We start from the raw sequence: 14,095 nt of genomic DNA on the forward strand, positions 1-14,095 counted from the left end.
GCATGCAGGGCCTCACCTGTCGTGCGGGATCTCATCTGGCTTCCCCGTCTCGCCACGAGACTAACTCACCGCGACCCCGATGCGAGGTAGCGCAGCGCCGCCTGCGCCGCGTGGACACCGCACATCCCGTGCACACCACCACCCGGAGGAGTGGCCGACGAACACAGGTACACCCCGGAAACCCCAGTGGCATAAGGGTTCATCGACAACCTGGGTCGTCCGATCAAGTTCCGGAGATCATTGGGGCCACCTCCGATGTCACCGTCGACGTGATTGGGATTGCGGCGCTGTGATTCCTGCGGCGTGGTCACATGCGCCGCTACCACGCGATCGGCGAAACCTGGTGCAAATCGGTCAATCTGGGCAGTCACGGCATCGGTGACGTCTCCGGGGTACCCCGCGGGAACATGGGCATACGCCCACAGCGGGCGCAACCGTCCCGCGGCCCGGCCCGGATCGGCCAGCCACTGCTGCCCGATCAGCACGAACGGCCGCTCCGGCATCACCCCGGAGACCACCTGACGTTCGGCCTCGACGATCTCGGCCGCCGAACCGCCGAGGTGGACGGTTCCGGCCCGCGCGCAATCGGTTGCCGTCCAACCCACCTCGCCGTCGATCACATAGTCGACCTTGTAGGCCGCCCCCACCGACCGCCGACGCCGATAGGCGCGTCCGATCCGCCGGGGCTGCTCGGCCCCGAGGATCTCCGCCGCCGCCGGGGGCATCACGTCGAGCAGCACCAGGTCGGCGTCGGGCAGATCGGTGCGGCGCCGGATGTGCACGCCGGTGGTGATGGTGCCGCCGAGTTCGGTCAGCAGGCCGGCCATCGCCGCGGTGATCGCCGACGATCCGCCCTCGGCGACCGGCCAGCCACTGCGGTGTCCGGCCGCGACGAGCATCATCGCGACCGCCGCCGATCCCGGCCGGTCGAGCCGGGTGAAGCCGTGGGCGGCCATCCCGATCAGCAGGGCGCGGGCCTGAGGGGTGCGCAGCGTCCGGGCGAGGGTGCTCGCCGGGGCGAGTGCCCGGACCCCGAATCGGGCCGTGGCGAACGGATGCCGGGGAACGCGCAGGACCGGACCGAGGATGTCGGCGGCGATGGCGTCGAACCGGTCGGTCAGCGGCCCGACGAGGGCACGCCAGCGTCGGCCGTCGGCGCCGAGACCGGCGACGGTGGTGTCGAGGTCGCGGTGGAGCAGCCCGGCGGTGCCGTCGTCGAGCGGGTGGGCACAGTCGATCTCGGGCCACCGCCACCGCAGGCCGTGCCGTTCGAGGGGCAGCGTGGCGAGGTAGGGCGAGGCGACCCCCAGCGGGTGGACGGCCGAGCAGTGGTCGTGGCGGACACCGGGAACCGACAGTTCACCGGTTCCGGTGGCACCGCCGATCTCGTCGGAACCCTCGATCACCTGTACCGACACCCCGGCCTGGGCCAGCCGGACGGCCGCCGACAGCCCGTTGGGCCCCGACCCGACCACCACCGCCCGCGCGGTCACGGCCGGTCACCGGATACGGAAGATGACCGCACGCTGGACGACGAAGTTGATCACGGTGGCGGCGCCCTGCGCGATCACGAACGCGATCGCGCTGTAGAGCAGGCCGTCCTCCCACAGCGACGAGAGCCACGCGTAGAGCCCGACGTTCACCGCGAAGGTCACCGCGTACAGCACGATCACCGCGATGAAACGTGCGGTGCTCGGCTCGGCGCGGAAGGTCCAGCGCCGGTTGATCAGGTAGGCGACGGTGGTGCCCAGCAGGAAGCCCAGCGCCTTGGACAGGGCATAGGGTGCGCCGAGCGCGTACTGCAACAGGATGGTGAGGCCGAAGTCGAGAACCGCCGACCCGGCACCGGTGATGACGAACCGGATCAGCTGGGTCTTCAGGTCGACGTCGGTCGATGCCTCCTCGTCGTCGAGGGGCAGCTCCACCGGCATCGGGGCATGCCGGTGGGCGTAGTCCTCATGATGGTGGACGACGGGATCCGCGGGATCGTGCTCGTGGCCTGGGTCAGACACCCTGCCACCCTAGTCGACCCGATGCCTTCGGCGATCCCGGTGCCGTCAGAACTCCTCTTCGACGTCGGAGTCACGGGCCGCCTGCTCCCCGCGATCGAGGCTCTCCAGGGCCGCCATGTCGTCGGCGTCGAAGGTGAAGTCGAACAGGTCGATGTTCTCGCGCTGGCGTCCCTTGTGCGAGGACTTCGGCACCACACCGATCCCCTGCTGCACCGCCCACCGCAACGCGATCTGAGTGGGCGATTTGCCGTATTTGCGTGCCAGCCGGATGATCTCGGCGTCACCGAGCATGGCTTCCTTGCGACCGGTGGGATGCCAGGCCTGTGCATGAATCCCATTGGCCTCCATGAATTCCCGGACTTCGCACCGCGCCAGCGCCGGTGAGCACTGGATCTGGTTGATCGCGGGCCAGCGGCCGGTGGCGTCGTAGAGCGCCTGCAGGTGATGGACTTTGAAGTTCGACACCCCCGGTGTCCGGATGAACCCCTCGTCGGCCAGCGTCAGCAGGGCATTCCACGAATCCACCATGCGGCCCAGACTCGGGCACGGCCAGTGGATCAGATAGACGTCGATGTAGGACACCCCGAGCCGGCGGGCGCTGTCTTTCGCGGCGTTGATCGCCTCGTCGAATCCGTGATCGCCGCCGCCGAGCTTGGTCTGCACGATCATGTCGGCGCGGTCGATGCCGGATTCTTCGATCCCGATTCCCACGCTGCGTTCGTTGGCATATCTCGACGCGGTGTCGAGCAGCCGGTATCCGACCCGGATCGCATGTGAAACAGCTTGCGCACAAGGCATTCCCAGCATGTCGAAGGTTCCGAGGCCGACCAGGGGCAAGGCCTGACCGGATGTGAGGTCGACCGTCGGGATCTGCACGCGTCAAGAATAGTGGGCCCTACCACATCTCCGCCCGAAAACGGATATCCCACAGTCTTCTGTTCGCGTCGCCACGCATATCATTCGCGTGCCTAACGATAGTGTCGGACATATGAACTCGCGCGCACCACGCACCATCGGAACCGCATCGCCGCTGCCGCGATCGCCGCGGCCGTCACCGGAACGCTGGTCGGCATCGACACCCCGGCACGCGCCGACGGCGCCCCGCCGACACCGGCCCCGATCTGGTCGGGGCTCGACGCCCGCGAGTACTCCGGCCCCATCGGCGCACCGGGGACAGTGCTGGCCCAGGTCCCGCTGGACGAGTCGCTGAGCCTGCCCAAGGCCGGTCACGCCTACCGCGTGCTCTATGCCACCCGCGACGCCCACGACCGGCCGGCGGTGAGCACCGGCGCGGTGTTCCTGCCCCGTACCCCCGCCCCCGCCGGCGGGTATCCGGTGATCGCGTGGGCCCACGGCACCACCGGGCTCGGCGACGACTGCACACCGTCGGCGCATACCCGCGGCGACGTCGACCCGGTCTACCTCGACCACTGGCTCGACCAGGGATACGCGATCGTGTCCACCGACTACGTCGGACTCGGCACCCCGGGGATCATGGACTACCTGAACGGCAAGGTGGAGGCGAACTCGGTGGTGCACTCGGTGCTCGCCGCCCACCGGATGCACCTCGACGCACCCCTGTCGCGCACATGGGCGATCGTCGGGCACTCACAGGGGGCCGGGGCCGCCCTGAACGCCGCCCATGCCGCCACCGCGTTGTCGGCGGGCAGCGGACTGGACTACCGCGGCGTCGTCGCCACCGGCACCCCCGCGAACATCGAACAGGTGGTGGCCCTGGCACCACCGGCCCCGGTCTCGCTACCCGAGGCGCTCACGTCCTACACCGCCTACATCTTCGCCGGATTCGCCGACGTCCGCCCCGATCTGCACCCCGAGCGGGTGCTGACCCCCGCCGGACGGCGGCTCGTGGAGAAGGCCCGCACCCTCTGCTATCCGGAGATGTCGTCGGCGGTGCAGGGTGTGCGGCTCGATCAGTTCCTGTCCGCGCCGGTCGGCAGCATCCCGGACGCGCGGGCGGCGCTCACCGAGTACATGGGTACGATCTTCCTCGGCCAGGGCCTGCTCGACACCGACGTGCCCGCACCGTCGGCGCTGTCGCTGTACGCACAGATGAAGGCGAACAACCAGCCGGTCACCCTGCGCGTCTATCCCGACAAAGACCACTCGGGAACGGTGCTGGCGTCGATGGCCGACTCCACCCCGTGGCTGGCGGCCCTGATGCGCTGACCATGACCCGCGCGAGACTCCCCGGTCTGTGACGCCGGCCTCTGCGAGACCCACGCGCCGGGACGTCCACACGCCGGGGACACGAATCACACCACAACCGGGCACGGATCGGGCTTAACATCTGCCACAGAAGTTTCTAAGCTTCGCCACATGTTCAACACAGCCCGACGTCGCCGGTTCCGGCTGCTCGTCATCCCCTTCCTGCTCTTGCTCGGCGTGGCGGTGGCGACACCGATCGCCCGTGCCGACGACGAAGTGGTCGTGGGCATCCCGAACTGGTCCGGCCTCGACGTCACCGAGTACTCCGGTGCCATCCCGGCGAAGCCCGGCACGCTGATGGCCAAGGTGCCGCTGGCGCAGCCGCTGACCCTGCCCGCCGCGAGCTCGGCCTACCGGGTGCAGTTCTCCACCCTCGACCAGCACAACAAGAAGGCCACCAGCACCGGTGCGGTCTTCGTGCCCAAGGGCACCGCACCCGCCGGTGGCTGGCCGGTGATCTCGTGGGCGCACGGCACCGTCGGCATGAACGACGACTGCACCCCGTCGGCGTTCCCGCGCAGCGCCCGCGACGTGGAGTACCTCGGCCACTGGCTGGACCAGGGCTATGCCGTCGTCGCCGCCGACTACGTCGGCCTGGGCACCCCCGGCCTGATGGCCTACCTGAACGGCAAGGCCGCCGCACATTCGATCGTCGACATCGTCGTCGCCTCGCAGCAGGCAGGTCTGCCGCTGGGCAAGAAGTGGGCCATCATCGGCCAGTCGCAGGGTGCGGCCGCCGCACTCAACGGCGCGCGCTATGCCACCGAGTTCAGCCGCGGATCGGGTCTGGATTACCGCGGCGTGGTCGCCACCGGCATCCCTGCCAACCTGGAGTACCTGTACCAGAACCTGGGCCCGCAGGTCCCGCCGTTCGCCCTGCCCGGCAGCCTCAACGCCTACACCGCGTTCATCCTGGCCGGCTTCAACGAGACCCGCCCGGACCTCAAGATCACCTCGGTGCTCAACAAGAAGGGTCTGCAGCGTCTGGAAGAGGGTCGCACCACCTGCTACCCGATCCTCAAGCAGCAGCTCAGCGGCGACGAGGTGAACACCTGGTTCAGCAAGCCGCTGATGTCGATCCCGGGTGCCGCTCCGGCCCTGCGTGAGTACATGAAGACGCCGTACAAGGGCTACGACCGGCCGATCTTCCTCGGCCAGGGCCTCAAGGACGCCGATGTGCCGGCACCGTCGGCGCTGTCGCTGTACGCGCAGATGAAGGCGAACAACCAGCCGGTCACCCTGCACGTGTACCCCGAAGAGGATCACTCGGGTGCGGTGCTGGCGTCGATGCCCGACTCCACCCCGTGGCTCGCGAAGATCATGCGCTGATCCCGCCCGCCCACCGGTGAGTCCGTGGGATTCTGGGGCCGATGACTCCTGAACGGATCGGTCCGGAATCCCACGACGACATCATCATCGGTGCCGGACACAACGGCCTGACCGCCGCCACCTATCTGGCGCGGGCAGGCCGTTCTGTTCTGGTGCTGGAGGCGGCCGATCATGTCGGTGGTGCAGCCGTGTCGGCGATGCCCTTCCCGGGTATGCCGGCACGGCTGTCGCGCTATTCGTACCTGGTGTCGTTGCTGCCACGGCAGATCATCACCGACCTCGACCTCGACATCACGCTGATCCGGCGCCGCCACTCCTCCTACACCCCGGTACCCGGCGATCCGGCGCGTGGCCTGCTCGTCGACACCGCCGACCCCGATGCCACCGCCGCAGCATTCCGTGCGGTCACCGGCTCGGACGCCGATTTCGGTGCGTGGCAGCGGTTCTACGACCGCATGGGCACCATCGCGCGCCGCGTCTTCCCCAGCATGCTCGAACCGTTGCGCGGCGTCGAACAGATCCGGGAACTCGTCGTCGGTGCTGATTCGAGCGGCGATCCGAGCGGCGATCCGGGTGTCGCCGAGCTGTGGGATCAGCTGACCGAACGGCCGTTGGGCGAGCTGATCGAGAAGTACTTCGACGACGACGTGATCCGCGGGATCGTCGCGACCGACGCGCTGATCGGCACCTTCGCCGACCTGCACGACCGATCCCTGCGGCAGAACATCTGTTTTCTGTATCACCTGATCGGCGGCGGAACCGGCGACTGGGACGTCCCGGTCGGCGGGATGGGCGCGGTGTCGGGGGCGCTCTATCAGGCGGCGGTGTCTGCCGGTGCCGAGATCCGCACCGGCGCACGGGTGATCGGCGTCGACCCGGCCGACGGCACCGTCGAATACGTTGTCGGGGGTACCCGGCAGCGGATCGGGACCGCCCGCGGCTCGATGCTCTACGGCGCATGCGCGCCGGCCGTGCTCAACACCATGCTCGACGACCCGATCGACACCGAACCGGCGCCGCAGGGGTCGCAGCTGAAGATCAACCTGCTGCTCGACCGGCTGCCCGGGCTGCGCGACCGGTCGGTGGCACCGGAGGCCGCGTTCTCCGGGACCGTCCACATCAACGAGTCCTACGACCAGTTACGGGCGGCCTGGGAACAGGCGCGACGTGACGAGGTGCCCGACGTCCCGCCGTGCGAGATCTACTGCCACACCCTGTCCGACCGCACCATCCTCGGCCCCGAACTCGACGGCAAACACACGCTCACCCTGTTCGGGTTGCATCTGCCGCCGGAGGTGTTCGCCGCGCCCGGCGCGGTCCAGCACGCCGTCGACGCCACCCTACGATCGGTGGATTCGGTTCTGGCCGAACCCATCTCATCGGTGATCGCGACCGATGTGCACGGCAACGCATGCCTGGAGGCCAAGACCCCGCTCGATCTCGAGGCCACCCTGGGCCTGCCGGGCGGCAACATCTTCCACCGCTCGTTGCAGTGGCCGTGGGCCGAGACCGACGACGAGGTGGGCACCTGGGGTGTCGAGACCCGCCACCCCCGACTGCTGTTGTGCGGGGCCGGAGCCCGCCGCGGTGGCGGCGTCAGCGGCATCCCCGGCCGCAATGCCGCGATGGCGGCACTGGGCTGAGATCGCGGTGGACTGAGATCGCGGTGGGCTGAGATCGCGGTGGGCTGAGCTCGGGTTGGCTGAGCTCGGGTCCCGGGGTTCCGGTGTACCGACGTCCTTCCCGCTCGCCGGAGCCGACAAGCGGGAAGGACGTCCAGTACGCGGGAAGCCGGTTACTCCGCCTCGGTCGGCTCGCTGTTGTCGGACGCGCCGGCCTCGGTTTCCGGGCTGTCCGTGTCCGTGCTCTCCGTGTCCGTGGTCCCCGTGCCTGTGGTCTCCGTATCCGTCGCCTCGGGCTCGGTGGCCTCGGGCTCCGTGCCCTCGGACTCGGTGGCGTCGGGCTCAGTGCTCTCTGACTCGGTGCTCTCGGGCTCGGTGGCGTCGGGCTCGGTGGTCGGCGTGGTGTCATCGGCATCGCCGGCCGTCGGGGTCTCGACCGTCGGGGTCTCGACCGTCGGGGTCTCGACCGTCGCCTCGCCGGTGTCGGCGACGACGTCGTCGGCGGAGGCGATCTCGGCAGCGGCGACGACCGGAGCACTCGCCACTCGGGCCGACGTCGTGGTCGTCGTCGTGGAGAACAGGTCGGTGCCGATGTCGGGTCCGTCCGGTCCGAACGACACCCGGATCAGATCCTGGTCGAACTTCGGGATGAACTGTCCGGCAAGGAGAGCGGCGACATCCTCGGGGATGCCCAGGGCTTCGGCGATCGCGGCGATGGAGCCGGCAAGTGAATCCGAGAGCGGCGACACCAGCACCACCGAGAACGGATTCTTGATCGCGTACACCTCCGGACCGTCACCGTGCTGGTACTTCTGGAAGATGAACAGCACGCTCGTGCAGGAGTCGATGTTGTTTCCGCCTCGCGACACACTCGCCGTCGCGTACACCGCGGTGCAGATCGCCTGCCCGCCGTCGATCGGATTCCACAGGGCACTCGCGATGCCACCCAGTGCCGTCGCCTCCGCGGTCACGGTCCCGCCGATGGGGAGCACATCACCCAACACATCGACGATGACGATGCCGCCGGGCAACGCAGTGGCGTTGGCGGTCCCCGGCCCCGCGGTGAGCGCCAACGCCAGACCCAAGAGGTTGGCGTCGGCGTTGCTGATGCCGCCCAGGCCCGCGATCGCGATGGCACCGCTGACGTAGTTCTGGGCGTTCGCGGTGGCGGTGCCGCCCGCTGCGACCAATGCCGAGGCGTAGCCGGTGCCTTCGATCGTGGCGTACGCCGAGGGACCGACACCGGGGAGTGCCGTCGTCGCGTTCGCCCCGTTGAACGTAGACAACCGCACCGGCAGATCCGGTGCGAATACGCCGATTAGCCCGTCGGCAATCTGCGCGACGATCGAAGGAGAAGACCCGGTGCAATCCGCGAGCACTACCGACAACAGGGCCCTACCGCCCCGGACCTCGGCGTCCCCCGCATCACATCCTGCCGAAGCCCCTGGAACCGTCGGCACCAGGGCCGCCTGCGCGGCCGAGTTGGTTCCTCCGATGGCGAGCGCTGTGGTCGCCGCGGCGGCCACCAGCACTCCCGCGGCTCGGCGCCGCCCACATCGTCGGTTCCTGCGGGTGATCGATGTCGACATGGCGGCTCCCTCATCAGTGAAAGAATGTGACGCACATAACACGCGAAACAGTAATAGCGGACGCCCATCTCTGCGTCGGATTCGCGGTTCTGTACCGACAATTCGCCGATAGTTCCCTCGGTCGAGGCACATTCCGCCGTCGGCCCGCACCCACTCGGGCGTGAGCGGGCTCTCCCCCGCCTGGTCAACCCCCGGGCGCCGTGGCTACGGGCGGGTAGGATCTTGGCCGATGTCTACTGAAGAGCTCTTGCCGATCACCACGCGCACCCTCGTGGGATGGTCTCGCACCACCCCGATCGAAGGGCACGTGCTCTCCACGCCGTACCCCGAGGTCATCGCCGACGCGGTGGCGCGGGTCGCCGACAGCAACGCCGACAAGCCCGACTACCTCAAGCGCGGCGTCATCGCCCGCGGCCTGGGCCGGTCGTACAACGAGTCGGCGCAGAACTCCGGTGGCCTCACGATCGACATGACGCCTCTGACCCGTATCCACTCCATCGACGACGAGACGGGCATCGTCGACGTCGACGCCGGTCTGTCGCTGGATGCGCTGATGATGGCCGCCCTGCCGCACGGCCTGTGGGTGCCGGTGCTTCCCGGAACCCGGCAGGTCACCGTCGGCGGTGCGATCGCCCACGACATCCACGGCAAGAACCACCACAGCGCAGGCAGCTTCGGCAATCACGTCGTCGAGCTGCAGTTGCTCGTCGCCGACGGCCGGATCCTGACCCTGCGGCCGGAGGGTTCGCCCGACGATGCCGACGGCTCGCTGTTCTGGGCGACCGTCGCCGGTATCGGCCTGACCGGCATCGTGCTGCGCGCCAAGATCCAGATGAAGCGCACCGAGTCGGCGTTCTTCCTGGCCGACTCGTTCGTCACCGACAACCTCGACGAGACCATCGCCCTGCACCTCGAGCAGCGCTACGAGGACGGCTACGAGTACGCCTCGGGATGGTTCGACACCATCAGCGGCGGCGCCAAGCTGGGCCGTGGTTCGTTCAGCCGTGGTGATCTCGCGAGCTTCGACGAGCTGCCGGCGAAGTACCAGAAGGATCCGCTGAGCTTCAACAACAAGCCGCTGATCAGCCTGCCGAACATCTTCCCGCGGGGTCTGGCCAACAAGCTCGACTTCATGCTGGTCGGCGAGGCCTACTACCGGATCGGTTCCAACTCGCAGGGCAAGATCAAGAATCTGGCGCAGTTCTACCACATGCTCGACATCATCGGTGAGTGGAACAACGCCTACGGCCGTGGCGGCGGATTCACCCAGTACCAGTTCATCGTGCCGACCGGCAACGAGACCGAGTTCAAGCAGCTCATCATCGACATCCAGGCGTCGGGGAATGTCAGCTTCCTCAACGTGATCAAACTGTTCGGTGAGGGCAACAAGGCCCCGCTGAGCTTCCCGTTCGCCGGCTGGAACGTCTGCCTGGACTTCCCGGTCAAGCGCGGTCTGGCCGAGTTCCTCAACGACCTCGACCGTCGGGTGATGGAGATGGGCGGACGCCTCTACACCGCGAAGGACTCGCGGACCTCGGCGGCGAGCTTCCACAAGATGTACCCGCAGATCGACACCTGGATCGCCAAGCGCCGCGAGATCGACCCCACCGGGGTGTTCATGTCCGACATGGCACGCCGACTCGAACTCGCCTGACGCGCAACCGAAATCGACTCTCCTCCCTGAACAGACAGGACACCCATGCTCAACGCCGTAGGCGCCCCGCAATCGATCCTCATCCTCGGTGGCAGCTCCGAGATCGGCCTGGCCATCGCCGCCGAGTACCTCAAGCGCGGACCGGCCCGCGTGGTGCTGGCCGCCGTCCCCGGTGATCCCGCCGTCGACGCCGCCTCGGCCACCATCAAGCAGGCCGGTGCCACCGACGTCGAGGTCATCGACTTCGACGCGCTGGCCCCCGACACCCACCCGGCCGTCATCGAGAAGGCCTTCGCCAACGGCGACATCGACGTCGCGATCGTCGCCGCCGGTGTGCAGTTCGACGACGAGGCCGTGTGGCAGGACCAGGCCAAGGCCGTCACCGAGGTGACCATCAACTACACCGCCGCGGTGAGTGTCGGCGTGCTGCTCGGCGAGAAGCTGCGCAAGCAGGGCCACGGCCAGATCATCGCGATGAGTTCGGTTGCCGGTGAACGGGTCCGGCGTTCCAACTTCCTGTACGGCTCCACCAAGGCCGGCCTCGACGGCTTCTACCTCGGTCTCGGTGAGGCGCTGGCCGCCGACGGCATCGGTGTCCTCGTGGTGCGCCCGGGCCAGGTCCGCACCCGGCTGTCGGCGCACGTCGCCGAGGCCCCGCTGACGGTGAACAAGGAGGACGTCGGCCGGCTGGCCGTCGCCGCCGCCGACGCGCACAAGGAGATCGTGTGGGTGCCCGGCACGTTCCGCTACATCATGATGGTGCTGCGGCACATCCCGCGGAAGGTGTTCCGGAAGCTCCCGGTGTGATCAGGTGAATTCCACGGTGACCCGGCGCGGCCTCGATCCGCGTCTGACCACGCTGCTCGAACTCGTCGCCGCCGTCGTCGTCGCCGCGATCATCGGCCTCGTCGGCGTCAAGGTGATCGACACCGTCCAGTGGCCGGCGTTCAACTCGTCCAATGTGACGCGTGCGCTGACCACCGTCGGGCAGGTCATCGCGATCGCCTTCCTGCTGGTCGGAGCGATCGCCTACCGGTACGGGCGCAGTCGCTGGATCACCACACTGTGTTCGACGATCGGCGTGGCCGGCCTGGTCACGGTGACCCTCGGGATGCCGCTGGGTGCCACCCGGCTGTACCTGTTCGGGTTGTCGGTGGACCAGCAGTTCCGCACCGAGTACCTGACCCGGTTGACGTCGAGTCCGCGGCTGGCGGACATGACCTACATCGATCTGGCGCCCTACTATCCGGCCGGCTGGTTCTGGTGGGGAGGGCGTTACGCCGAGGCCACCGGTATGCCCGCCTGGGAGGCCTACAAGCCGTGGGCGATCCTGACCATCGCCATCGCCGCGGCGATCGCCGTGGTGTTGTGGAACCGGATGGTCGGCGGCGACCGGGGTGCGGCGATCGCGCTCGCGGTCACCGTGACCACCCTGATGTACGCCTCCCCCGAACCGTATGCGGCGGTGCTGGTGCTGATCGGCATCCCGATGCTGATCCCGATGCTGTACGCGCTGCGCGGACGCTCACGTCTGGCCGACGGTCCGACCGCTTCGCTCGCCGCGGGGACGAGTTGGGTGTCGGTGGTGGCGGTGGGCCTGATGTTGGGTCTGTGTGCCACCTTCTACACCCTCTATGCCGGCCTGTTCGCCGGTATCGCCGTGCTCATGGCGTTGGTGCTGATCGTCGACGCCTGGCGGCGGGCCGGGAACAAGGCGGTACCCGGCGACACCGTGATGCAGACCCGACGCGGCGCGGTTCTCGCCGTCCTCGTCCGGCTGGTCGTGATGGCCGTGGTCGCGATGGTGGTGGCGGCCCTGGTGTGGGCGCCGTATGTGCTCGACCGTCTGCGGAACGCCCCGGCCAGCGGTGGGACCGCCGAACACTACCTGCCCGAACGTGGCGCCCTGCTGCCCCTTCCGATGTTCCAGACCAATCTGATCGGGCTGATCACCTTGATCGGCCTGATCTGGATCCTGCTGCGCTTCCGCACCCGCACCATCGCCCTGGCGTTCGGGATCGCGGTGGTCGGCATCTACCTGTTCTGCCTGCTGTCGATGATCCGCACGGCGACCGGGTCGACCCTGCTGAGCTTCCGCCTCGACCCCATCCTGGTCGGGATCCTCGCCGCCGCAGGCGTGTTCGGTGTGGCCGAACTGTCGAGGTGGGCGGTGGGCAGATTCGGCGACATCCGGTTCGTGATCGGTGCGGTGGCCACCGCCGCCGCGATCACCCTGGCCCAGGGCATCCCCGGATACCTGTCGCACGAGATCACCACGGCCTACACCGACACCGACGGCTACGGTGAGCGTGCCGACCAGCGGCCGGCCGGTGCGGAATCGTTCTATCCGCAACTGCGGCACCTGATCGAGCAGCAGACCGGGCGGCCCGACACCGAGAACATCGTGCTCACCGCCGACTACGGCTTCCTGTCGATCTACCCGTTCTGGGGATTCCAGGGCCTCACCTCGCATTACGCGAACCCGTTGGCCGAGTTCGACAAACGTGCCGCCACCATCTCCGCCTGGTCGGAGGCGACCAGTGCCGACGACCTGATCGGCCGGATCGACCGCTCGCCGTGGCCGGCCCCGAATGTGTTCTTGTTCCGCTACGCCGCCGACGGATACACGCTGCGGCTGGCCGAGGACGTCTATCCCAACGATCCGAACGTCAAGCGCTACACGGTGACCTTCGACCGCACATTGTTCGACGACCCCCGGTTCGAGGTCACCGAGGTCGGTCCGTTCGTCCTGGTAGTCCGGAAGTAGGTACTCGCCATGTCCCGCAACGATTTCGAGATCAGTTCGGTGACCGGTGCGTCGTCGACGGCACATCTGGTGTCGACGCCGGCGGTGAACTGGGTGATCCTGCAGGACGATTCGGGTCTGACCCTGATCGACGGCGGCTACCCCGGACAGGCAGGAGCGGTGGTGGAATCGATCTGGCGGATCGGCGGATCACCGTCGGACATCCGCGGGGCGCTGCTCACCCACGCGCACGTCGACCATCTCGGTGGTCTCGCGAAACTGGCGGAGCAGCATGGTTTCCCGGTGTATGCCGATCCGGACGAGGTGGGTCATGCCCGCCGCGACTACCTGCAGCAGGCCACCCCGGCCGGCATCGCGGCGATCGCCTACCGGCCCCGCGTACTGCGGTGGCTGGCGATGGTCACCCCGCTCGGCGTGCTGAGTCATGCCGGGATCGACGCCACACAGCCCTTCCCCGACCCGTTCGACCTGCCCGGAGCACCGAAACCGGTCGCCGCCCACGGTCATACCGACGGCCACAGCGCCTACCTCGTCGCCGACGGTCAGGTCTTGGTGTCGGGGGATGCGTTGGTCAGCGACCATCCGATCTCGGCGGTGTCGGGGTGTCAGTGCCTTCCTGATGTGTTCCAGCACGACGTCCCCACCGCTCGCCGCACCATCGAGGAGTTCACCCGCCTCGACGCCTCCGTCCTGTTCCCCGGGCATGGACCACGCGTGGACGGCTCGGTTGCGGAGATGGCCCGCACGGCGCTGAACCGCTGAGCACGACTACTGATCGAACATCAACTCTCCGTTGGTGGTTGAGCCGACGAGGAGCGCAGCGACAAGTCGAGTCGAAACCCCCGCCGGCCGACCTCGCCAACATGACCACCACCAAAGTGGACACCACCCAACGG

General features: G+C 68.2%; 12 protein-coding genes. 7 read left to right on the top strand and 5 right to left on the bottom strand.

Annotation, left to right across the window (positions count from 1 at the left end):
* Positions 1–65: 65 nt before the first annotated feature.
* From GD1_RS18340 to GD1_RS25505, 4 genes are all read right to left on the bottom strand, one after another.
* Complete coding sequence (locus GD1_RS18340) at positions 66–1,493, bottom strand: phytoene desaturase family protein (RefSeq protein WP_053778697.1); 1,428 nt, start codon at positions 1,491–1,493, stop codon at positions 66–68.
* 6 nt (positions 1,494–1,499) lie between these two features.
* Positions 1,500–1,931, bottom strand: a complete 432-nt coding sequence (locus GD1_RS18345) for a GtrA family protein (protein WP_053778704.1) — start codon at positions 1,929–1,931, stop codon at positions 1,500–1,502.
* 126 nt (positions 1,932–2,057) lie between these two features.
* Positions 2,058–2,888, bottom strand: coding sequence for an aldo/keto reductase (locus tag GD1_RS18350; RefSeq protein ID WP_020792561.1), 831 nt, complete (start codon positions 2,886–2,888; stop codon positions 2,058–2,060).
* 92 nt (positions 2,889–2,980) lie between these two features.
* The gene (locus tag GD1_RS25505; RefSeq protein WP_244882875.1) at positions 2,981–3,172 is read right to left on the bottom strand and encodes a hypothetical protein; all 192 of its coding nucleotides are present in this window, start codon (positions 3,170–3,172) and stop codon (positions 2,981–2,983) included.
* Here GD1_RS25505 and GD1_RS18355 point away from each other — a divergent pair.
* The 3 genes from GD1_RS18355 to GD1_RS18365 all read left to right on the top strand — a co-directional run bounded on the left by GD1_RS18355 (position 3,084) and on the right by GD1_RS18365 (position 7,210).
* Positions 3,084–4,199, top strand: a complete 1,116-nt coding sequence (locus tag GD1_RS18355) for a lipase family protein (RefSeq protein ID WP_244882878.1) — start codon at positions 3,084–3,086, stop codon at positions 4,197–4,199. The genes GD1_RS25505 and GD1_RS18355 overlap by 89 nt on opposite strands.
* Before the next feature lie 150 nt (positions 4,200–4,349).
* Positions 4,350–5,567, top strand: coding sequence for an alpha/beta hydrolase family protein (locus tag GD1_RS18360; protein ID WP_020791463.1), 1,218 nt, complete (start codon positions 4,350–4,352; stop codon positions 5,565–5,567).
* Between the two features lie 41 nt (positions 5,568–5,608).
* The gene (locus tag GD1_RS18365; protein WP_059039067.1) at positions 5,609–7,210 is read left to right on the top strand and encodes a phytoene desaturase family protein; all 1,602 of its coding nucleotides are present in this window, start codon (positions 5,609–5,611) and stop codon (positions 7,208–7,210) included.
* A gap of 152 nt (positions 7,211–7,362) precedes the next feature.
* Here the strand turns inward: GD1_RS18365 and GD1_RS18370 are convergent, their stop codons facing one another.
* On the bottom strand, positions 7,363–8,475 hold the full coding sequence (locus GD1_RS18370) for a prolipoprotein diacylglyceryl transferase (RefSeq protein WP_157079549.1): 1,113 nt from the start codon (positions 8,473–8,475) through the stop codon (positions 7,363–7,365).
* A 532-nt stretch (positions 8,476–9,007) separates the two neighbouring features.
* Between GD1_RS18370 and dprE1 the strand changes: the two genes are divergently transcribed.
* The 4 genes from dprE1 to GD1_RS18390 are packed head-to-tail and all read left to right on the top strand — an operon-like array spanning position 9,008 to position 13,961.
* The gene (dprE1, locus tag GD1_RS18375; RefSeq protein WP_059039069.1) at positions 9,008–10,432 is read left to right on the top strand and encodes a decaprenylphosphoryl-beta-D-ribose oxidase; all 1,425 of its coding nucleotides are present in this window, start codon (positions 9,008–9,010) and stop codon (positions 10,430–10,432) included.
* A gap of 45 nt (positions 10,433–10,477) precedes the next feature.
* Complete coding sequence (gene dprE2, locus GD1_RS18380; protein ID WP_020791467.1) at positions 10,478–11,239, top strand: decaprenylphospho-beta-D-erythro-pentofuranosid-2-ulose 2-reductase; 762 nt, start codon at positions 10,478–10,480, stop codon at positions 11,237–11,239.
* Positions 11,240–11,243: 4 nt separating this feature from the next.
* The gene (locus GD1_RS18385; protein ID WP_020791464.1) at positions 11,244–13,199 is read left to right on the top strand and encodes a galactan 5-O-arabinofuranosyltransferase; all 1,956 of its coding nucleotides are present in this window, start codon (positions 11,244–11,246) and stop codon (positions 13,197–13,199) included.
* Between the two features lie 9 nt (positions 13,200–13,208).
* Complete coding sequence (locus tag GD1_RS18390; RefSeq protein WP_020791461.1) at positions 13,209–13,961, top strand: MBL fold metallo-hydrolase; 753 nt, start codon at positions 13,209–13,211, stop codon at positions 13,959–13,961.
* Positions 13,962–14,095 lie beyond the last annotated feature (134 nt).

This window comes from Gordonia desulfuricans NBRC 100010 (genome assembly GCF_001485495.1).
In the GTDB taxonomy this organism is placed as follows: domain Bacteria; phylum Actinomycetota; class Actinomycetes; order Mycobacteriales; family Mycobacteriaceae; genus Gordonia; species Gordonia desulfuricans.